This window comes from Brevibacillus sp. YAE8 (genome assembly GCF_057543335.1).
This window is the reverse complement of record NZ_BAAIYG010000029.1, coordinates 1-21300: the sequence shown is the minus strand read 5'-3', so window position 1 is coordinate 21300 and position 21300 is coordinate 1. Positions and strand designations below refer to the sequence as shown.

22 protein-coding genes, 1 rRNA gene, 1 pseudogene and 1 other annotated feature are annotated in these 21300 nt (G+C 52.0%); of the genes and pseudogenes, 1 reads left to right on the top strand and 23 read right to left on the bottom strand.

The features are described 5' to 3' along the window. Positions 1-107 precede the first annotated feature (107 nt). The 13 genes from nusG to AC27IT_RS23080 form a co-directional block, all read right to left on the bottom strand. The gene (gene nusG / locus AC27IT_RS23140) at positions 108-644 is read right to left on the bottom strand and encodes a transcription termination/antitermination protein NusG (RefSeq protein ID WP_005828888.1); all 537 of its coding nucleotides are present in this window, start codon (positions 642-644) and stop codon (positions 108-110) included. 45 nt (positions 645-689) lie between these two features. Then, positions 690-938, bottom strand: coding sequence for a preprotein translocase subunit SecE (secE, locus tag AC27IT_RS23135; protein ID WP_005828890.1), 249 nt, complete (start codon positions 936-938; stop codon positions 690-692). Further along, positions 938-1087 (bottom strand): 50S ribosomal protein L33, encoded by a 150-nt coding sequence (gene rpmG / locus AC27IT_RS23130; protein ID WP_003392018.1) that lies wholly within the window; start codon positions 1085-1087, stop codon positions 938-940. The genes secE and rpmG overlap by 1 nt, the downstream gene beginning before the upstream one ends. Positions 1088-1379: 292 nt before the next feature. Continuing rightward, complete coding sequence (gene sigH / locus AC27IT_RS23125; RefSeq protein ID WP_005828894.1) at positions 1380-2030, bottom strand: RNA polymerase sporulation sigma factor SigH; 651 nt, start codon at positions 2028-2030, stop codon at positions 1380-1382. Positions 2031-2112: 82 nt separating this feature from the next. Beyond that, positions 2113-2637 carry an NYN domain-containing protein gene (locus AC27IT_RS23120; RefSeq protein ID WP_005828895.1) on the bottom strand — a complete coding sequence of 175 codons (525 nt, stop codon included), beginning with the start codon at positions 2635-2637 and terminating at the stop codon, positions 2113-2115. Position 2638: 1 nt separating this feature from the next. After that, a complete protein-coding gene (gene rlmB, locus AC27IT_RS23115) occupies positions 2639-3394 on the bottom strand; it encodes a 23S rRNA (guanosine(2251)-2'-O)-methyltransferase RlmB (protein ID WP_005828897.1) in 756 nt (251 codons plus the stop codon). A 3-nt stretch (positions 3395-3397) separates the two neighbouring features. After that, the gene (locus AC27IT_RS23110; RefSeq protein WP_005828899.1) at positions 3398-3799 is read right to left on the bottom strand and encodes a Mini-ribonuclease 3; all 402 of its coding nucleotides are present in this window, start codon (positions 3797-3799) and stop codon (positions 3398-3400) included. A gap of 17 nt (positions 3800-3816) precedes the next feature. Beyond that, positions 3817-5223 carry a cysteine--tRNA ligase gene (cysS, locus tag AC27IT_RS23105; protein ID WP_025845263.1) on the bottom strand — a complete coding sequence of 469 codons (1407 nt, stop codon included), beginning with the start codon at positions 5221-5223 and terminating at the stop codon, positions 3817-3819. Beyond that, a complete protein-coding gene (cysE, locus tag AC27IT_RS23100) occupies positions 5204-5869 on the bottom strand; it encodes a serine O-acetyltransferase (protein ID WP_005828902.1) in 666 nt (221 codons plus the stop codon). Before cysE ends, cysS begins: the two co-directional genes overlap by 20 nt. 85 nt (positions 5870-5954) lie before the next feature. Then, positions 5955-6216: a binding site (T-box leader), on the bottom strand. Between the two features lie 25 nt (positions 6217-6241). Further along, positions 6242-7708, bottom strand: a complete 1467-nt coding sequence (gltX, locus tag AC27IT_RS23095; protein ID WP_005828903.1) for a glutamate--tRNA ligase — start codon at positions 7706-7708, stop codon at positions 6242-6244. An 82-nt stretch (positions 7709-7790) separates the two neighbouring features. Then, on the bottom strand, positions 7791-8264 hold the full coding sequence (ispF, locus tag AC27IT_RS23090; RefSeq protein WP_005828904.1) for a 2-C-methyl-D-erythritol 2,4-cyclodiphosphate synthase: 474 nt from the start codon (positions 8262-8264) through the stop codon (positions 7791-7793). A gap of 3 nt (positions 8265-8267) precedes the next feature. Continuing rightward, the gene (gene ispD, locus AC27IT_RS23085) at positions 8268-8954 is read right to left on the bottom strand and encodes a 2-C-methyl-D-erythritol 4-phosphate cytidylyltransferase (protein WP_283858529.1); all 687 of its coding nucleotides are present in this window, start codon (positions 8952-8954) and stop codon (positions 8268-8270) included. Positions 8955-8988: 34 nt separating this feature from the next. Continuing rightward, entirely contained in the window at positions 8989-10077 is a 1089-nt protein-coding gene (locus AC27IT_RS23080; protein ID WP_005828906.1) for a PIN/TRAM domain-containing protein, read from the bottom strand. 288 nt (positions 10078-10365) lie between these two features. Between AC27IT_RS23080 and AC27IT_RS23075 the strand changes: the two genes are divergently transcribed. Then, positions 10366-10761 carry a nucleoside triphosphate pyrophosphohydrolase family protein gene (locus AC27IT_RS23075; RefSeq protein ID WP_005828907.1) on the top strand — a complete coding sequence of 132 codons (396 nt, stop codon included), beginning with the start codon at positions 10366-10368 and terminating at the stop codon, positions 10759-10761. A 93-nt stretch (positions 10762-10854) separates the two neighbouring features. Here the strand turns inward: AC27IT_RS23075 and pssA are convergent, their stop codons facing one another. The 10 genes and pseudogenes from pssA to AC27IT_RS23025 all read right to left on the bottom strand — a co-directional run. Then, positions 10855-11583 (bottom strand): CDP-diacylglycerol--serine O-phosphatidyltransferase, encoded by a 729-nt coding sequence (gene pssA / locus AC27IT_RS23070; RefSeq protein ID WP_005828908.1) that lies wholly within the window; start codon positions 11581-11583, stop codon positions 10855-10857. A gap of 117 nt (positions 11584-11700) precedes the next feature. Next, positions 11701-12722 (bottom strand): annotated as a pseudogene (gene disA, locus AC27IT_RS23065) (DNA integrity scanning diadenylate cyclase DisA). Positions 12723-12731: 9 nt separating this feature from the next. After that, positions 12732-14099: a DNA repair protein RadA gene (radA, locus tag AC27IT_RS23060; protein ID WP_025845267.1), complete on the bottom strand. Its 1368-nt coding sequence runs from the start codon at positions 14097-14099 to the stop codon at positions 12732-12734. A 110-nt stretch (positions 14100-14209) separates the two neighbouring features. After that, a complete protein-coding gene (locus tag AC27IT_RS23055) occupies positions 14210-16660 on the bottom strand; it encodes an ATP-dependent Clp protease ATP-binding subunit (RefSeq protein ID WP_005828910.1) in 2451 nt (816 codons plus the stop codon). Between the two features lie 70 nt (positions 16661-16730). Beyond that, positions 16731-17801 (bottom strand): protein-arginine kinase McsB, encoded by a 1071-nt coding sequence (gene mcsB, locus AC27IT_RS23050; protein ID WP_283858526.1) that lies wholly within the window; start codon positions 17799-17801, stop codon positions 16731-16733. Positions 17802-17821: 20 nt separating this feature from the next. Continuing rightward, positions 17822-18340 (bottom strand): protein-arginine kinase activator protein McsA, encoded by a 519-nt coding sequence (mcsA, locus tag AC27IT_RS23045; protein ID WP_005828912.1) that lies wholly within the window; start codon positions 18338-18340, stop codon positions 17822-17824. Between the two features lie 29 nt (positions 18341-18369). After that, positions 18370-18834 carry a CtsR family transcriptional regulator gene (locus tag AC27IT_RS23040; RefSeq protein ID WP_025845270.1) on the bottom strand — a complete coding sequence of 155 codons (465 nt, stop codon included), beginning with the start codon at positions 18832-18834 and terminating at the stop codon, positions 18370-18372. A gap of 257 nt (positions 18835-19091) precedes the next feature. Then, on the bottom strand, positions 19092-19778 hold the full coding sequence (locus AC27IT_RS23035; protein ID WP_026556990.1) for an HAD family hydrolase: 687 nt from the start codon (positions 19776-19778) through the stop codon (positions 19092-19094). Between the two features lie 23 nt (positions 19779-19801). Continuing rightward, a complete protein-coding gene (locus AC27IT_RS23030; RefSeq protein ID WP_005828915.1) occupies positions 19802-20932 on the bottom strand; it encodes an MGDG synthase family glycosyltransferase in 1131 nt (376 codons plus the stop codon). 261 nt (positions 20933-21193) lie between these two features. After that, a 23S ribosomal RNA gene (locus AC27IT_RS23025) occupies positions 21194-21300 on the bottom strand; the annotation flags it as partial.

Genomic DNA, 21300 nt, shown 5'->3' with positions numbered 1-21300 from the left:
AAGACTTTCGATCTATAGTGAGAGTGCAAGAAACCCCAGATATTGTTGTGGGATTGTTAAAACAAAATGAAATGTACCACATAGCGCGATACTTTTCAAGTTGAATCCTAATCCAATTTTTGAACTTGTGTAAAGTCTAGCTCTACCGGTGTTTCGCGACCGAAGATGTCCACCAATACGCGAACCTTCTGTCTGTCGGGGTGAATCTCGATAATCTCCCCGGTGCGATTAGAAAACGGACCATCTGTGACGCGCACCATATCGCGGAGAGCAAAATCGACTCTGATCTTGGGAATTTCGATCCCCATTTGCTTGAGAATCGTATCGGCCTCTTCAGGACGCAGCGCTGTCGGCTTGGAGCCAGCGCCCGTGGATCCGACAAAGCCGGTAACCCCAGGAGTGTTGCGCACGACATACCAAGAGTCGTCCGTCATCACCATTTCAACAAGGACGTATCCAGGAAACACTTTTTTCGTGACGGTGCGCTTTTTGCCATCCTTAGTCTCCACTTCTTCTTCAGTGGGAACGAGAACGCGAAAGATCTTGTCTTCCATGCCCATCGACTCGACGCGCTTCTCTAGGTTCGTCTTTACCTTGTTTTCGTAACCTGAGTACGTATGAACGACATACCATGCTTTTTCCATATCCACCAGGACGTTAACCGTCCGTCCCTCCTAAGACTTGCAAAATTACGTTCCTAGAATCAAATCGATCAAGCGCGAGATTCCCAAATCAACGACGAAGAAGAATATTGCCAGAAGCACAACCGTAACGAGAACGACGATCGTATAGGTCGTCAATTCTTTACGATTCGGCCAACGGACTTTCTTTAGTTCGGACATTACGTCGCCAAAGAAATCACCGGTGCGGCGAAAACTGGCTCCGATTCGTGCTAAAAAACCCACTTTGCCACCCCCTGACTTCGTCGCATCAACCATTACTTCGTCTCGCGATGAAGGGTTTGCTTCTTGTCACGGGAGCAATACTTTTTCAGCTCAACACGTTCAGTAGTGGTGCGCTTGTTTTTTGTGGAGATATAGTTACGCTCGCCACACTCGGTGCACGCCAACGTGATGTTTACTCGCATTTATTGCCACCTCCATCTCATTTCAAACCTGCTATTCGTTAAAAGTACCAAATGATAAATAGTACGGGAAAACCGCTACTTTTTCCTGACCATTTCATTCACCAAAGTAACCATAGAACAGAGAGATAAGAGTCTATGGCTACCTAAATAAATTTATCACACCAAAATACCCATGTCAAACAAAACGACTTGACAAAAAGAAGGCCTTTTGCTTCCATATTCCTCCGCGGTTCGTTATGTACAAAGCTTTTGCGCGCTTGGCGGTCCGAAAATAAAAAGAGATTCCCCTGTTTTACAGATGAATCTCTCTTCCTTCCAGATAGCGCTCCAGTTTGCGTTTGACGCGCTGCAGTGCATTATCAATAGACTTGACGTGACGTTTGAGCTCGACGGCAATTTGTTGATAGGACCGTCCATCCAGGTACAGCATCAGCACTTGCCGCTCCAGGTCACTCAATATTTCGCTCATTTTCCCTTCGATGTCATCAAACTCTTCGCGATTGATGAACAGCTCTTCCGGATCAGTCACTTTGGTCCCGGAAATCACATCGAGCAGTGTCCGATCAGAATCCTCGTCGTAAATCGGCTTGTCCAGCGAGACGTACGAGTTGAGCGGAATGTGCTTCTGCCTAGTCGCTGTCTTGATCGCCGTGATGATTTGACGAGTAATACAAAGCTCGGCAAACGCCTTGAACGACGTGAGCTTGTCCCCTCGGAAGTCGCGAATGGACTTGTACAGACCGATCATGCCTTCCTGTACGATATCTTCGCGGTCAGCCCCAATAAGAAAATAGGATCTCGCTTTGGCACGCACAAAGTTCTTGTACTTGTTAATCAAGTATTCCAGAGCTTCGGCATCATTATCGCGAACCAGGTCGACTACTTCTTCGTCGGTCATTAGTTCATATTGGGCATGTTTTAACTCCTTGAGGTCAACACTCACAAATGATCCCTCCGCCAACCGGTTTCTCCATAGCTAGCGCTATTATACATGATGCCGTAAAAAAGCGTCAACCGAATCCAAGTTATTCCCTTCTCCATTTTTCGAATATTTTCGCTATTTCGTCGTTCAGCGCAATCCGTTTGGAGAACCGTTCTTCGTGCGTTTTTTCGACCTGCTGCTTGATTTCTTTCCCGGCGTTTTCCATATCGAGCAGCAACTCCCTCGCGGATTTGCGCAAGGCTCCCTGTCCAAAAATAACCCGCTGGGACGTATAGTCCGAGGTCGCTACATAAATTTGTCGATTTTTTTGGTGAAATTCGGAGACAAGCTGCTCAATTTTTTCGTCAGCCGTCTCCTTTTTCTTCGTGAAGTAGATTTCAACCAGGTAATCTTCCATTTGCCGGCCGATGCCGGGAACGTTGTATGCGTCGAACACGATGATGACTTTGATCCCGGTATAGCTCTGGTACTCTGCCATTTTGGAGATCAACTGGTCGCGCGCCTCGTCCATCCGCTCCTGATCTTTCAAAAGGCGCAGCTCAGGCCAGGCCCCGATGATATTGTAGCCGTCCACGATCAAAAGCTGTTTGGCTTTTCTTTTCGCCATCTCACTTCACCCGCGTCGGAAGAGGACTCCTGGAGCGATATACTTCATACATCAGCAAAGCAGCAGCCACCGAAGCATTCAGGGAGGTGACGTTGCCCGCCATGGGCAGACTGTAGAGAAAATCACAGTTTTCCCGCACGAGGCGACTCATCCCTTTTCCTTCACTGCCGATGACAACGGCGAGCGGCATCGTGTAGTCGCCCTGGCGGAAGTCCTGCTTGGCGCTGGCGTCCGTTCCCGCGATCCAGACTCCGCGCTCCTTCAGCTCCTCCATCGTGCGCACGAGATTGGTGACGCGCGCTACGGGCACGTAGTTGATCGCTCCGGCTGACGCCTTTGCCACCGTCGCTGTCAGGCTGACAGAGCGCCGCTTCGGAATGACGATGCCATGCGCTCCCACCGCATCTGCGGTACGCATGATCGAACCCAGGTTATGCGGGTCTTCCAGCTCGTCCAGCAGCAAAAGGAACGGCTGCTCGCCTTTTTCCTCGGCCCGCTGCAAAATGTCGTCCACTTCTACGTAGTCGTAAGCCGCGACAGAAGCCACGACTCCCTGGTGGTTGTCCGTCGACACAAGCTGGTCCAGCTTTTTGCGGTTGGCGGTAGTCACGATGACCCCCTGCTCTTTTGCCAAAGCAAAGACAGGTGCCATCAAATTTTTGTTGGTCCCTTCCGCAATCCAAATCTTGTTGATCGTGCGCCCGGAACGCAGCGCCTCGATCACGGGGTTTTTCCCCAAAATCCACTCTTCACTCATGTCTTACTCTCCTTCCACAATCGCAAACGCCTGTTGCACAATTTCTGCGATCCGCTCTTCTTTTCCACACAAATACAAGTAGCCAATCAGCGCTTCAAAAGCCGTAGCATGCCTGTAGTCGATAATATCGGCATTTTTGGCGGTGGAGCCGGACTTGGCATTCCGCCCCCGTTTTACCACATTCAGCTCTTCCTCCGGCAATGTCGGCATCAGCGCGAGCAGCACATTGGCCTGTGCTTTGGCTGAAACGTAACGATTGGCCGCCTTGTGGAGCTGGTTAGGTTTAACCAGCCCCTTGGCGATCAGATGATACCGCACGCAATGCGCATAGGTAGCATCGCCCAGAAAGGCGAGCACGAGTGGATTTGTCAGGTTTGGATCTCGGGTCAGTTCTTCTTTTTGCATCTAGCTTCTTCGGCCCCTTATTTTCGGCGCCAGCGAACACCTTGTGGCGTGTCCTCCAGCACGATTCCTTTTGCCGCGAGCAGGTCGCGAATTTCGTCAGAGCGGGCAAAGTTTTTCGCTTTGCGCGCCTCTGTGCGCTCTGCGATCAGCGCGTCGATCTCACTGTCCACCAGCTCCTGCTCCTCGGCAATCTCAAGTCCGAGAACTTCTGTCAATTCCACGAGCAGCTCCATATAGGCGCAAACCTCTCCGGCCCCTACATTTTGGTGGCGCAAATACAGGTTCGCTTCCTTCACCACGTCGAAAATGACCGTGATGGCATTGGCTGTATTAAGATCGTCGTCCATTTCAGTGATGAACCGTTCTCTCAGCTCATTGATGATGCGCTGCTGTTCCTCGGCCTGGCCGTTCGGCTCCTCGTCTCTTGCCGTATCCAGGCGGTGGGAGAGGTTCGTGTAAGCCGTTTTGATGCGCTCCAGGCCGTTCGCTGCCTGCTCCAGCAGCTCCTCGCTGAAATTGATCGGGTTGCGATAGTGGCCTTGCAGCATGAAGAAACGGATCAACTGGCCGCCGAATTTTTTGGACAGATCGCGAGCGAGCAAAAAGTTTCCGAGGGATTTCGACATTTTCTCGTTGTCGATATTGAGCATCCCGTTGTGCAGCCAGTAGCGGGCAAACACTTTTCCGGTAAAGCACTCGGACTGCGCGATTTCGTTTTCGTGGTGCGGGAACACAAGGTCGGTTCCGCCCGCATGAATGTCGATCTGTTCGCCCAAAAACTTCAGGGCCATCGCCGAACATTCGATATGCCAGCCTGGTCTGCCTTCGCCCCACGGGCTGCTCCAGGTTACTTCGCCTTCCTTCGCAGACTTCCAGAGCGCGAAGTCGAGCGGATGCTCTTTTTTCTCGTTGATCTCTACGCGAGCGCCTGCCTGCAAATCGTCCAGCGGCTGGTGCGAGAGCTTGCCGTATTCCTGAAAACGCCCCGTGCGGAAATAGACGTCGCCTTCGCTCTCGTACGCGTAGCCTTTTTCGATCAGCCCTTCCACGAACGAAATGATCTCCGGAATCGTCTGCATGACGCGCGGCTGAATGTCAGGCGGCAACACGTTCAGCGCACGCAGGTCCTCGTTGTATGCATCGGTGTAGCGATCTGCTACTTCCTTGACCGTCGTTCCTTCCTGGTTGGCTACCCGAATCAGTTTGTCGTCCACATCGGTAATGTTTTGCACGAACGTCACTTCGTAGCCGCGGTATTTCAAATAACGTCGAAGCGTGTCGAAAACAATAGCGGGACGGGCGTTTCCAATGTGAATGTAGTTGTACACGGTCGGTCCACATACGTACATCTTCACCTTGCCCGGCTCCAATGTGACGAACGGTTCCTTTCGTCGTGTCATCGTATTAGTCAGTTGAATGCCCATGGTTCTTTTTATCCTCCCTCAAAAGCTCCAATTCTTTGCGCAATTGATCGATTTCCTTTTGCATCAGACGAATCGTGTCTGCAACCGGGTCAGGCATGTTGACGTGGTCCAGATCGTGTTTGACGCGTTTGCCATCCTGAATGACGATGCGTGCCTTGATCCCTACTACGGTCGAGTTGGGCGGCACTTCCTGCAAAACGACTGCGCCAGCCCCTATCTTTGAATTATCGCCAATTTTGAAAGAACCCAACACTTTTGCCCCCGTCGCGATAATGACATCGTTGCCGATTGTGGGATGGCGCTTGCCTTTTTCCTTCCCGGTTCCCCCGAGCGTGACGCCCTGATAGATGGTGACATTGTCGCCGATTTCACATGTCTCCCCGATGACCACGCCCATACCGTGGTCGATAAACAAGCCTCTGCCAATTCGCGCGCCCGGATGAATTTCGATCCCGGTGAAAAAGCGGGTAACCTGCGACACAATCCGCGCAAGCGTGTACCACTCCGCTTTCCAGAGCTTGTGGGCAATCCGGTGCCCCCATATGGCGTGCAGACCTGAATAGGTCATGACAACTTCCAATGCACTGCGTGCTGCCGGGTCTCTTTCAAATACAGCCTGAATGTCATCTTTCATCTGTGCGAACATAGTTGGGTGGCACCTCCTGCCTGAAATTCCTGCCAGATTTTTTTGCTGCAAAAGAAAAACGCCTCCACCCCTTCAAGGACGAAGGGACAGAGACGGGGTTTACCGCGGTTCCACTCTGCTTAGATCGCTGTTCATCCGGCCAAAAGAAAGCCAGTCGCACGATCTCGCTCTACATCCCGATAACGGCGGGAACCGATGGCACCTACTGATGTCGTCCAAACAGTCAGACACGTTCAGCTCATTGCTCACAGGCGCATTTCCGAACAGGGCACGCTGGATGGCTCTCACCTTTCCATCCTCTCTGTAAACGTGTATCCTGCCGTACTTCTCCTGATCGTCGCATTCGTTTGTATATCACTGGCCCTTTACAGGCTATTTTCCGTTTGCAATCACACGCTGGGCACGCGCCAACACTTTGTCGCGTCCGAGCAGGTACAGCGTCTCTGCCAAGTCGCGCCCGTGCGCTTGACCCGTTGTGCCGACACGTACTGGCATGAACAGCGCTTTGCCTTTTTGACCCGTTTCCTTTTGCACGTCCTTCAGCACCGCTTTGATGACATCCACATTATATGCATCCTGGGCCGACAGGTGTTTCACAAAAGAAGCGAGAACTTCCGGAAACTGCGGCTCTTTCAGTACCATTGTCGCCTCTTCATCGTACACCACTTCGTCCAGGAAGAAAAGAGCGGCCAATGGAACGATTTGGGCACAGTAGGACATTTGCTCCTGGTACAGCGCGACAATGCTGCGCACCCACTCCCGCTTCTCGTCAGACAGCGTTTCCTCGATAAAACCCGCTTTTTGCAGGTGCGGAATGCACATGTCGGTAATCAGATCGAGCGGCTGACGCTTCAGGTAGTAGTTGTTCATCCAGTTCATTTTTGTCGCATCAAATACTGCCGGCGACTTGCTCACGCGCTCCATGGAGAACAGCTTGACCAAATCGTCCATGAGGAAAATTTCCTCTTCGCCACCTGGAGACCAGCCCAAAAGAACGAGGAAGTTCACGATCGCTTCTGGCAGGAAGCCAAGATCGCGGTATTGCTCGATGAATTGCAAAATGCTTTCATCGCGCTTGGACATTTTTTTGCCATCCTGGTTGAGAATCAGTGCCAAGTGGGCGAAGTCAGGCGCTTCCCAGCCAAACGCTTCGTAGATCATCAATTGGCGAGGCGTGTTGGAGAGATGTTCCTCGCCGCGAATGACGTGGCTGATTTTCATCAGGTAGTCGTCGATCACAACCGCGAAGTTGTAGGTAGGGATACCGTCCGGACGGCAAATGACGAAGTCGCCCATTTCGTTGGAGTTGAATGTCACCTGTCCGCGGATCAGGTCGTTGACTACGTATTCGCGGTTATCCGGCACAAGGAAATGAATGGATGGCACACGGCCTTCCGCTTCGTATTGCGCGCGCTGCTCTTCTGTCACATGGCGATGCTTCTCCAGAATACGCGGAGTTTCTCCACGCGCCAGTTGTTCTTCGCGCTCGGCATCCAGCTCTTCCTTGGTCGCGTAACAGTAGTACGCCTTGCCTTCTGCGAGCAGTTGATCGATATATTTACGGTAAATGTCCAATCTCTCGGTTTGGCGATACGGGCCGTAGGGGCCGCCCACATCGGTGCCTTCTTCCCATTCGATTCCGAGCCATTTCAAGTTCTTCATTTGCTCTTCATCGGCATTTTCCTTATTGCGCGTTTGGTCCGTATCCTCGATCCGAACGATAAACGAACCGCCGTGATGTTTGGCAAACAGATAGTTAAAAAGCGCTGTTCGCGCACCGCCGATGTGCAAATGCCCCGTAGGACTCGGCGCATAACGCGTGCGGATTTCTTTCGCCATTTTTAGCACCATCCTTGTGAATGTAAAAGGCTATGATCCTTCATGAATACGTTTCTAAGGCTTTATGTTACACCTTGCCCCTTTACTTGACAAGCAAGCATGCAGCCTGGGCCGCGATTCCTTCTCCTCTGCCCGTAAAACCGAGCTTTTCCGAAGTCGTCGCCTTCACGTTTACCTGCGAGGCGTCTTCTGCCTCCAGCACACGGGCAATGACTTCGCGCATTTGCGGTATGTAAGGAGCCATTTTCGGCGCTTGCGCGATAATCGTCGCATCTACGTTGCCAAGGCGATAGCCACGCTCTTTTGCCAGCTTCCACACATGCTCGAGCAGCACGACGCTGTCAGCTCCCTTGAAGGCAGGGTCCGTATCCGGGAAGTGGCGCCCGATGTCGCCTTCGCCAATCGCTCCGAGAATCGCGTCGCTGATGGCGTGCAGCAGCACATCGGCGTCAGAATGGCCCAGCAAGCCTTTTTCATACGGAATGGTGACGCCGCCGATAATGCACGGACGACCTTCCACCAGTTGATGCACATCAAATCCTTGTCCAATACGCATGATTTACTCTCCCCTTCGCTTACGCATGATCTCTTCACCGAGCCACAGGTCATCCGGCGTCGTGATCTTAATATTCTCATAGCTTCCCTGCATGACGGACACAGGATGCCCCAGCCATTCGACCAGCATCGCGTCATCCGTACCGAGCTTGCCCGCTTTTTCTGCCGCCTCATGCGCCTCTCGCAGCAAAGACATACGAAAAGCTTGTGGGGTTTGAACCGCCCACAAGCTTTCCCGTGCCGGGGTAGCCTCCACAAGCCCTGTGGCCCCCACCACTTTTATCGTATCCTTGACAGGCACGGCCATGATCGTGGCCTGATCGCGCCGCGCCTGCCGGAGTATGTCGCTGATCTGCTGCTGCGTGACGAAAGGTCGGGCAGCATCGTGAACAAGCACGTAGGTACAGGATGAAGCCAGTGACGCCAGACCGTTTCTGACGCTGTCCTGCCGTTCGGCGCCGCCCAAGGTGACGGTGACTTGCAGCTTTTCCGCATCCACCAAGGCAAGCACGTCGGCGTAGTCCGCTTCGCTCACGACCAGGACGATCTGGTCGATCTCCTGATGCGAAGCGAAAAGGCGAACGGTGTGAGCTAAGATCGGCTCTCCTGCAAGCGGCAACCACAATTTGTTTCGTTGACCGCCCATTCTTTTGCCGGAACCGGCAGCAACGATCACGACCCCTGTACTCACGTTTTCTTTCCTCTCCCGTCTTGTACTTCTCGCCTTACAGCGCTCTTTCCAGCAGCTTCGGCTTGGCGAAGATCATCCGTCCCGCTGACGTTTGCAGCACGCTGGTGACCAATACGTCCACGTCGTTGCCGATGTATTCGCGTCCGCCTTCCACGACGATCATCGTGCCGTCGTCGAGATAAGCAACGCCCTGACCGTGCTCTTTGCCGTCTTTGATGACTTGCACGTTCATTTCTTCCCCTGGCAGCACGACCGGCTTCACGGCGTTAGCCAAGTCGTTGATGTTCAATACCGCCACGCCTTGCAGCTCGCATACTTTGTTCAGGTTGAAGTCGTTGGTGACGACTTTTCCGTTCATGACCTTCGCCAGCTTAATCAGCTTGCTGTCCACTTCGGATACTTCTTCAAAGTCGCCTTCCCAAATCTGCACCTTGACCTTCATTTCCTTCTGGATCTTGTTGAGGATGTCCAGACCACGGCGGCCGCGGTTGCGCTTCAGCACATCCGAGGAATCCGCAATGTGTTGCAGCTCCTCCAGGACAAAGCCCGGAATGACCAGCACGCCCTCCAAAAAGCCCGTGCGGCAAATATCTGCAATGCGTCCGTCAATGATGACGCTCGTATCCAAAATCTTGTGCTCGACATTGGTCGTCGCAGCAGCCTGTTCCTTTTTCTTATCCTTGCGTCCAATAGAGAAAACCGACATAATCTCGTCCCGCTTGCGAAACCCTACCTGAAAGCCCAGATAGCCGAGCAACCCGGAAACAACCAGTGGCAACAGATCACCTATTAGCGGAATCGGAATTTTACTGATGGGCAGGAATAATAAAAAGGCAACAATAAGACCACTAATCAACCCCATCGCTCCGAACATCACGTCAACAATCGGCATTTTGACGAGCGTCTCTTCTCCCCAGCGAACTACTCTCAAAATGTAGTCCAACAGCCAATTAGCTAAAAAGAAGAACAGAATGGCACCAAGTACCGCCCCAATATATTGCGCTCCAGCAACTACTCCAAAATTCAACAACGGGTTGAGCAGCGAAAACAGCTCTGTACCGTATTGGTACCCCAAGCCACCGCCAACCAAGACAAAAAAGATTTTTCCTATGCGGCGTACCATGCCTTCACCTCCTTTTATTAATTATAGACAGAAGCCTATGAGTAAAACCCTGTTTCTTTCCAAATAGCGAAATTGCTTCATTATCGCTTTCCCTCACTATAGCAAAAATGATTTTACCATGTCAAATAGCCAAAAATTTTAACATAGTTGCCATTTTCTCGTCAACCTCAAACACCTGTTTCCTTCCCAGGCAAATTGACAGCGGCCAGACTCCCTTCTTATAATGGCAGTAACACAATGAGCGAAAATTGTGACGATACGAACAGCTTAAAGCAGAGGTGAATCGATATGGACAAACGAGATGTAGACGACTTTCAAGCACAAGTATCCGAGCTTTTGATCCGACATCGAAGCGTACTGGACGTCATGTCCAAAGTTCAGGAAACGGCGTCTCGCATCAACCGCTCCCTGACGAAAGCCATCACCGAATGCGGCTGTGTTGAAGTGGTAGCCAAAAAGCAAACCTACGACGCAAGCAAAAACCTGGAGGAGAACAAGTCCCATCTGGACACTCACTTTAACGGCCCACTATGCGAGCATTGTCGCGACGTAGTCACAGCAGAGCTTGGCAAAAATCTTTTTTACCTGACCGCCTTGTGCAACATTACAGACATCAAGCTGGAGGACGTCTTGCAAAAAGAATCGAACCGGCTGAATACGCTGGGTGTGTTCAATCTTTCTTAACCCCACACTCGTATTACGAATGAACCCTACAAAAAGTTGCATCCAAAAGCGAAAAACCCGCACATCGCAGCGCGGGTTTTTTCATTGCCTGGCTTATTCAAATGGCACAGATTCTTCTTCCTTGTTCTTGCGCTTGCGTAATTTTTTGACGAGAAAGTCAACGTTTTTTTTTATTCCATACAGGGCATAGAAAGCAAGCGGCAGGAAGACGATTTTTGGAAACTGCTGCGGATACTTGATCGCAACCACAACGACGATGGCGATGATGATCGGCGTAATCCAGTAGGCCGATTTTGGAATCCCGACCTTCTTGAAGTTCGGATACTTGACCTTCGATACCATGAGGAAAGCCAGAAGCAGCATGCTCACCGCAAGCAGTACCGGATTGAAAACTTGATGATACAGGGCCAGCGTGGCCAGCACGCCACCGGCAGCCGTGATCGGCAGCCCGATGAAATATCCCGGAACTCCGGCCTGGACGTTGAATCTGGCCAGACGGAGCGCACCACAGATCGGGAAGATGGCGGTAACGAGAATCCCAAGCCAATCGAAGTGCTGCAGGACAACAACATACATGATGAAAGCCGGAGCTATCCCAAACGTAATGACGTCAGAAAGCGAGTCGAGTTCCTTTCCGAATTCACTTTGCGCATTCAGCATGCGAGCGACGCGTCCATCCAGTCCGTCCGCCAGCATACCGATGATGACCGTAATCGCCGCGTAATCGACGTAATGATCGCCTCGAAACGCAAGTATGATTGCCAAGACTCCCAGAAACAAGTTGCTTACGGTTAGCATGTTCGGCAACGATTTCACGAACATAGACTACCTCCTGATTTCTTTTGCAGAGGAGACAGTGTATCCTGTCAAACTTGCTGTTGCTTTCAAGTCCCCTGGGCAAATGTTGAATAACAAATAATGCCTTTATCCTATTCTACTTTAAATGTGCCTGTCAATGAACACTTGCTCCTGAATCCGTTTCAGGCCCTCCTTGATAGCCCGGGCGCGCACTTCGCCAATTCCTTCCACCTCGTCTAATTCCTGAATCGTCGCCATCATAATTCTCGGCAAATAATGAAAATGCTCGACCAAATTGGCGATGATGGAAAGTGGCAGTCGGGGAATTTTGTACAAAATCCGGTATCCCCTTGGCGACACCGATTCTTCCAGCATGCTGGCACTCGCGGAAGACCCGAGCTCCAGCACTTCCTCGGAGCTTAGCTTTTTCATCTCGCGCAGCACTGCGTCTGGAGCATGCGCCACGTCCTTGGCGTAGTCGCGAATGAGCATTTGCGCTTCTTCCTCAATATTCGACACAAGCTCCTCCAGTTGCATGCTGACGAGCCTGCCTTCTGCTCCCAGCTCGCATATGTACTTGGAAATCTCCGTTTTGATCCGCAGCACCATCTCGATTCGCTGCAAGACAGAGGCGACTTCGTGCAAGGTGACCAGCTCTTCAAATTCCAGTGCGCCGAGATTGGTCATGCCTGATCGAGCACCGCCTTGTATTTTTCCAGGGTGGATACTGCCTGGTTAGCCTTGGCGAGAATAACGCTGATCTCATTGAGCACATAGCGGAAATTTCCTTGGTACAAGGTGATGACATTACCCCGCTGGGATATGGCGATGACCAGGTAGCTCGTGTGGATCGCTGTCCGTTGCGCAGTCCGGTGCCGAGTACCTGTCTCGCTGGTGTGGATGGAAGCAGGCGGAAACAGTTGGGTATTGGCGTACAAGATTCGTTTGGCATCTTCACTTACTATAATCGCCCCATCCATCTTCGCCAATTCATACAAATGGGCAGGAGAAAAGTCGCAATTGATGGAAAAACCGCCGTCGACGATCAGGCCGCCAGTTTTGGCGCGCAAAACATTTTCAAGCCCTTCGCGAAGCTGCGTCCCTGGTGCGACCAAACGAAGCACATCGCCGAACTGCGGAGTTCTTTTCGTGTTCTCCTGCATATTCCGCCCTTACCTCCTTATCACCTCGTTCAAAGCATCTGCAATATTGCTGACGCCGATCACCTGAATGTCGTCTGGCGCATCCAGGCCGCGAATGTTTTTCTCCGGTATAATCACGCGTTTGAAGCCGAGCTTGTGCGCTTCCCGCACGCGCTGTTCAATGCGCGATACGCCCCGCACCTCTCCTGTCAGGCCAATCTCCCCGATCACGACGTCGTGCGGATTGGTGGCATGGTCGCGAAAGCTGCTGGCGATGCTGACGGCGATCGCCAAATCGACAGCAGGCTCATCCAGGCGGACGCCCCCGGCCACGTTGACATACGCGTCCTGATTTTGCAGCATCATGCCCATGCGCTTTTCCAAAACAGCCATAATCATCGCCACACGCTGGTGATCGACGCCTGTAGCCATTCTCCGGGGCGTAACGAAGCTGGTCGGTGCCACGAGTGCCTGAAGCTCCACCAGGACTGGACGGGTGCCTTCCATGCTGGCTACGACGGTGGAGCCAGCCACGCCGAAGGGACGCTCAGCCAGAAAAATCTCGGAAGGGTTTGCGACCTCTTCCAGACCGCGATCCTTCATCTCGAAAATACCGATCTCGTTTGTCGAACCAAAACGGTTTTTGACAGCGCGCAAAATCCGGAACGTATTGTGGCGCTCGCCTTCAAAATAGAGCACCGCGTCCACCATATGTTCAAGCATGCGGGGACCTGCGATCGAGCCTTCTTTGGTCACGTGGCCGACAATAAAAGTACCGATTCCTTTGCCCTTGGCAATCCGCATCAACTGGGCCGTCGCCTCGCGCACCTGCGCGACACTGCCGGCTGCGGACTGAACAGCGGGATGGAACACGGTCTGGATCGAGTCGATAATCAACACATGAGGGTCTACTTGATTAATATGCTGTTCGATCAAATCCAAATCATTTTCTGCCAATACAAACATCGGGGGCGTCTGCATATGCAGCCGGTCTGCGCGCAGCTTGATCTGCTTCGCGGACTCCTCCCCGGATACGTACAGCACTTTGGCCCCCTGATGAGCCAGAGCAAAAGAGGTCTGCAACAGCAGTGTGGACTTGCCGATACCCGGATCGCCGCCGACCAGGATGAGCGAGCCTGGGACAAGCCCTCCCCCGAGCACGCGGTTCAACTCGCCAATGGTCGTATCCATGCGCGGCTCTTCTTCGCTGGCTACCTGCGTCAAAGGGATAGCCGACTGGCGCGTGCCGCCGCTCAGCCCTTCGTGGCGGTGCGCCGCCTTGACTGTCACTTCTTCCACCAATGTATTCCAGCTATTGCAGCCCGGGCATTTTCCCATCCATTTTGGCGATTCATAGCCACATTCTTGACACGCGTATTTCGTTTTATACTTTGCCATAATCGCTACCCTCACTTGGATTTTCTTCTCTACTTTTATCATAGTTGTGCAGCCAAAAAAAGAATACCTCCCAAAACAGGAGGCATTCTTCATGATGCTTTTCGCCCAGCTTACGATTTTGTTTTTTCCAGTCGTTTGACGACCAGTTTTCCTTCTTCGGCCTCGATGTTGACTGTGTCGCCCTTGCTGATGTTGCCCTTGAGCAGTTCTTCCGACAATTTGTCTTCGATATGGCGCTGAATGGCACGACGCAGCGGGCGCGCCCCGTACGCTGGATCGAAGCCTTCTTTTGCCAGCAGCTTTTTGGCATCTTCCGTCAATTGGAAATCAATGCTTTGTTCTTTCAAACGCTTGCGCAGCTCGTCGGTCATCAGCGATACGATTTGCTCGATATGCTCCTGCTCCAAGGAGTGGAACACGATGACTTCGTCGATGCGGTTCAGGAACTCCGGACGGAAGCTCTTTTTCAGCTCATCCATGACTTTGTCCTTCATATCCTGATATTTTTTCTCGGTATCGTTGGTGGTGAAACCGAGTGTCGTGTTTTTCTTAATCATGCTGGCTCCGACGTTGGAGGTCATGATGACGACGGTGTTGCGGAAATCTACGGTACGGCCCTTGGAGTCCGTCAATCGGCCGTCATCGAGCACCTGGAGCAAAATGTTGAAAACATCCGGATGCGCCTTCTCGATCTCATCCAGCAGGATGACGGAGTACGGCTTGCGGCGCACTTTTTCCGTCAACTGGCCGCCTTCGTCAAAGCCGACGTACCCTGGAGGAGCCCCTACCAGACGGGCAGTGGAGTGTTTCTCCATGTACTCGGACATGTCGACGCGGATCATGGCGTCCTCGTCTCCAAACAGCGTCTCTGCCACGGCACGGGCCAGTTCGGTTTTCCCCACGCCTGTCGGGCCGAGGAAAATAAACGAGCCGATTGGGCGTTTCGGGTCTTTCAGACCGGCACGGGCACGGCGAATCGCGCGGGAGATGGATTTGACCGCTTCGTCCTGACCGATGACGCGATCGTGCAAAATCTCTTCCATTTTCAGGAGGCGCTCTGTTTCCTCTTCCTTCAGCTTCAGAACAGGGATTCCCGTCCAGCTAGCGACGACAGTCGCGATATCCTCTGGTGTCACTTCCATGTTCAACTGGCCTTGGCGCTCTTTCCAGTCTTTTTTCGTTTTGTCCAGCTCTTCGCGAAGCTTCTGCTCCTGATCGCGCAGGGCCGCCGCCTCTTCAAACTCCTGCGATTGCACGGCCGCGTCTTTTTCCTTGCGCACCTCTTCCAGACGGCCTTCCAGCTCTTTGAGGTTTGGCGGAACCGTGAACGATTGCAGGCGCACCTTGGACGCTGCCTCGTCGACGAGGTCAATCGCCTTGTCCGGGAGGAAACGGTCGGTAATGTAACGGTCAGACAGCTTCACTGCCTGCTCGATGGCTTCATCGGTAATTTTTACACGGTGGTGGGCTTCGTAACGGTCACGCAAGCCATGCAGGATGCGAATCGCGTCCTCTGCCGTCGGCTCATCCACCTGAATCGGTTGGAAACGGCGCTCCAGCGCAGCGTCTTTTTCGATGTATTTGCGGTATTCATCGAGCGTGGTTGCCCCGACGCATTGCAGCTCGCCGCGAGCGAGAGCCGGCTTGAGGATGTTGGAGGCGTCAATCGCGCCTTCCGCACCGCCTGCGCCGATGAGTGTATGCAGCTCGTCAATGAACAGGATGATGTTTCCTGCCTGGCGGATTTCATCCATAATTTTTTTCAGGCGGTCTTCGAATTCTCCGCGATATTTGGTGCCCGCCACAACGGTTCCCATGTCGAGCGTCATGACGCGCTTGTCACGCAGCGTCTCCGGAATTTCGTTGTTGACGATTTTTTGCGCGAGACCTTCTGCGATGGCCGTTTTCCCCACACCAGGCTCCCCGATCAGTACCGGGTTGTTTTTGGTGCGCCGGCTCAATACTTGAATTACACGCTCGATTTCTTTTTGACGGCCGATCACAGGGTCCAGTCCGCCATCGCGTGCGATTGCCGTCAGGTCGCGAGCCAATCCGTCCAGCGTAGGCGTATTCGCCGCAGGATTGCCGCCGGAAGGCTGATGCGACGCCATCATTTCCGAGCTGCCCAAAAGCTGCAGCACTTGCTGACGCGCCTTGTTCAAGCTGACGCCGAGGTTGTTCATGATTCTTGCGGCGATGCCTTCGCCTTCGCGGATCAGCCCGAGCAGGATGTGCTCTGTGCCCACATAGGTATGACCCAGTTTGCGCGCTTCGTCCATGGACAGTTCAATTACTTTTTTGGCGCGAGGTGTATAGTTTGGTGTGTAATTACTACCGGACTGCTCTGTTCCGCGTCCGATCAACGACTCCACTTCGCTCTGGATTTTATCGAGTCCAAGTCCGAGCGATTGCAAAGCCTTGGCAGCAATCCCTTCGCCTTCTCGAATCAGTCCCAGCAGTACATGCTCCGTCCCGATATCTTTGTGACCGAGACGCACTGCCTCTTCCAGGGCAAGCGCCAGTACTTTTTGCGCTCGTTCTGTAAAACGTCCAAACATCATATCGTACACCTCCGTATAACCGTGTTTTTCTCTATAGGTTCACTTCTGTTGATGCCTTATGTTTTGCCAATCATGCTGGTCCTGTCGCACTGAGCCTCTCCCGAATCAACCGTGCCCTTCGCTCGTCGCGCTGGTCTGGCGTCAGCTTTTGTCCTGCATGCTGCTGCAGGAAGCCCGGCTGAGTCGTCACCAGCAGCTCGTTCATCACCAGAGGCGATACCCCCGGGATGATGCCAAGGTCAATGCCGAGGCGGACGTCAGAGAGGCGTTGGGCTGCTTCCTTGGACTCCACAGTGCGCGCATACAGCAAAATCCCGTAAGAACGGAAAATGCGGTCTTCCAAAGATATGCGCGTATGCTCCAGCAAATAAGTACGTGCTACGCGTTCCTGCTCAATAATCTGTCTGGCAACGCCGTAGAGGTTGGAGAGAATATCGGTTTCCGACATTCCGAGCGTGACCTGGTTAGACAACTGGAACAGGTTTCCTAGAGCTTCGCTGCCTTCCCCGTAAATTCCTCTAACGACCAGACCAACTTGATTAATCGCCTGCAAAATTCTGCTGATCTGCTGCGTCATCACCAATGCAGGCAAATGCAGCATGACAGAGGCGCGAATCCCCGTACCGACGTTGGTCGGACAGCTCGTGAGGTAGCCTCTCGTCTCATCGAACGCGAAGTTCAGATGCTTCTCGAAAATATCATCTATTTTGGTTCCTATTTCCCATGCTTCATTCAAACGAAACCCTGGCAACAGCACCTGAATCCGAATGTGGTCCTCTTCGTTCACCATAATGCTGACAGACTCGTCAGGACTCAGGAGCACAGCGCCTTTTCTCGATTCCTCCGCCAAGTGCGGACTGATGAGATGCTTTTCCACCAGCACCCGTTTTTCCAGCGGATTGATCTGGTCCATATGGAGAACCTGCAGCGGCTGGCGCTTGCACATGGCCTCCGATTCGCTCACTTCCGTTACCTTTCTGACGACTTCCTCGCCTTGCGAGTCGGTTGCCAATAACGGAAAAGGGTGCTGGCGCAGGTTTCGGGCGATGCGCAACCGTGTGCTGATGACGATATCGGAATCAGGACCTTCTCCTTTCATCCAATTGCTCCACGGGTTTTGCATAAACTGCTTTTGTGACATGACCAGCTTACCTCCCCTTGTTACGATTGAGCGATTTTTTGTTCCAGCGCACGGATTCGGTCGCGCATTTCAGCCGCTTTTTCAAACTCTTCGCTGGCGACGTGGTTTTGCAGCGCACGTTTTAGCTGCTCCAGCTCTTTGCGGATTTTCAACTGCCCGCCTGTGCGTTCCGGAACCTTGCCGCTATGCTGCGTATTGCCGTGAATGCGGCGGAACAACGGATCGAGCCGGTCACCCAGAAAGGTGTAGCAATCGCTGCAGCCAAATCGGCCGCTTTTGCTGAACTGGGCATACGTGAGTCCGCATGTTTCGCAGCGGAGCGGCTTGCTGGGCGCAGGCTCGCGTCCGTTTTTTTGCATAGGATCAAATTTTAACAGTCCTGACAGGAGATTGTTGATGCTGAAGTTGTGAAATCCGGTAAAGACGTCCCCTTTTTCGGAAGCGCAATGCTCACAAATATGGTATTCGGTTTTTTCACCATTGACGATTTTCGTCAAATGCAGTGTCGCCGGTCGTTTTCCGCATTCCTCACAGTTCATTACATCCTACCCCCTAACACATGCTTCATTTACTTCAACAAGATAGCCGCAATCATCTGCTTTAAAATATTTGCCCGCAAACGATCCCGTAATTCAGACTCCAGAGTCAAAACATTTCGGGAGGTGGCGATTTTCATCAAGGCTGCTTCTCTGGCGTTGACCAAGCCTTCTTCCTGCAGCCTCTCTACAATCGCGTTCCCTACACTCTGCGAGATGCTTTCGCCAATCAGCTCTTCGGTCAGCAATTCCTGCAATCGCGCCTTGCTCACAATCTGCACCTTGCGAATGCGGATATAGCCGCCGCCCCCACGCTTGCTCTCTACAATGTACCCTTTTTGTACCGTAAATCGCGTATTGATGACGTAGTTGATTTGAGACGGCACACATTGAAATAAGTCGGCAAGCTCACTACGCTGGATCTCGATCGAGCCATTGGGACTTTGTGTCAAAATGCCTTTTAAGTGTTGTTCAATGATGTCCGAGATGTTACGCAAGTCATCGCCTCCTATTCCATATGTGTATGTGCTTGCTACTGACTTTGACTATCTTTGACTTTAATTATAATGGGTTTGCGACGCGCTTGCAAGTGATCGATACACTTTCTAGTGTGGGCAAAAGGCGGGCGCTTGAAACCATCCAAAACAGCAACGGCGCGACCGTTTTGTCGACGGCAAGCGGCACGTCTCGGCTCATGAATTGTCGAAGCGTTTTATGTTTTATACAGAAAAAACCACTCCTCTAAAGGAATGGTTTATGTCAGTCTTTGCGATTTGGTGTCGATTGCCGGCAAATGATCCAGTAATTGCGGAAACTGCGTAATGACGACATTTGCCCCGTCCAGTTCTCCTGGCTTGGCGAAGCCGAAGTCACATCCGATGGTAAACAGGCCGTTTTTTACTCCTGCCTCTACATCGGAATGGCGGTCGCCTACCATGACCGCCTGTTCTACCTGGTAGTCGGCGATGAGCTTGGCTACCAGATCCACTTTGGAGCGCGTGCGGAACCGTCCCGCCGAGTACAAATCCGTCAGCAACGGATTGAGTGCATACTCCTGGCAGATGGCTTCAATGTACTCCTTCTGTCCGTTGCTCGCGACAAACAGCGGAATCCCCTTGGCGTGGAGCTGTTCCAACGTCTCCCTCACGCCAGGGTACAAATCGGTCACTTTTTCTTTGAGCAAAGCAATTTCGTTTTCCAGCAAAAAAGCATCCGCCGCGCGGACAGCTTCTTCATTTGCGCCTGGCAAAAGCTTTTTCCAGACCTGCTCGACAGTCAGTCCGAGCACGTTGACCAACTCTTCCTCGCTTGGCGTCTCGCCTGCCCACAAGCCTTTTTCTCTCAATCGCTCAAATGTCCGCAAAAAAGCGGGCGTCGACAACTTCTCCGTCTGCAGCAATGTGCCATCCATATCAAAGAAAATGGCAAACGGCATACTCATGCGCTTCCTCCTGTTAGCCCGTTCTACGAACTTTCGTTAGTGGTTGCTTGCAGCATACTCATATCATCCAAAATAAATTCTGCGATGCGCTGGGCGGCATCCGGCTTTGATATTTTTTGCCCCATCCGTCGCATGTAGTCAACTTTTGACGGACTGTGCAACAATTCATCGATAAAGTAAATAAGCTGCTCGGACAAATTGGCGTGTACGGCGCAGCCGTTGTTTAGCAGGAAGTGGCTGTTTCTCTCTTCCTGTCCTGGCAGCGGGTTGTAAATAATCATGGGCACCCTCTTGCTCATCACTTCGGCAGATGTCAGTCCGCCGGATTTGGTGACGATCAAATCGGCAACCTCCAAATACTCATGGAAGTTGTTAATGAATTTGAGGGGGACTACCTCATGACGGTACGTTTTATTTGTCACTTTTTTGTACAGCTTTTCATTGGTTCCGGTCATGACAAATGTTTTCAGCGGAAGGTTGATGGCTTCCAGTCCATCGAGAACTTTTTCCATCGAACCGAGGCCGAGACCTCCCCCGGAGAGAAGGATGCATTTTTGCTCTGGCGCGAGTCCAAGCCTTTGCTTGATCTCATTGGCATCAAGCGGCATGCGGAACTTGCGCATGATCGGAATCCCCATCGGAATGAATTTCTGGTGATCTTGTCGGTAAATGTCGACCAGATAGTACAACTGTTCATGTCCAATGAAGTAATAATTGATGTGATGATTAATCCATGAGGGATGGATCGTATAGTCGGTAATGATCGTGTAGATCGGTTCCGTCCAGTCATTTCTGCCCTTCAGCACAGACAGCATGCAACTGGCAAAAGGATGCGTAGCAATAAAGGCATCCGGTTGAACGCTGTTAATCAGCTTTTTCAGCTTGTTTGCCAACAGCTTGTTCATCAGGACGTTCATATCAAAAAAACGGCTTTTTTCGGTGTTATGGTAAATTCTCCCCCACATTTTCGGCGACAATCTCAGCAGGTTCATGTAACTTTCCAACAAAATCTTGTGAAATGTAGGACTGATATATTCCAACGTATCAATTATCATGGAGGTGCAACCATTCTCAGCCAGGCTTTCCTGCATCGCTCTCGCTGCCTGATTATGACCGTTACCGATGGAAGCGGAAAAGATTAGAATTTTTTTCATGCTTATTCTCCTTCATAACCTTGCCTCGCCTACTCCAACGCCTGGATCGGGTACCTTATCATGTTAGTCTACCCCGAGACCGCTCTGCAAGAGGGAACTTGTCGGTCATTCGGCCTAACTTGTCGACAAAAAATTCACTAGCAATTGTGAAGCACGAAGCCTGTCTGGTCGTGTAAAAACAAAAGCCTCCTTACCCATTGTGAGGTAAAGAGGCTTATTTCATTCCCTGAAAACTGGATCTGCATGTTTGCTAAGAGATGTGTGGATAAGTCCTCGACCGATTAGTATTCGTCAGCTCCACGCGTTGCCGCGCTTCCACACCGAACCTATCAACCTCATCGTCTATGAGGGGTCTTACCAGCTTAACG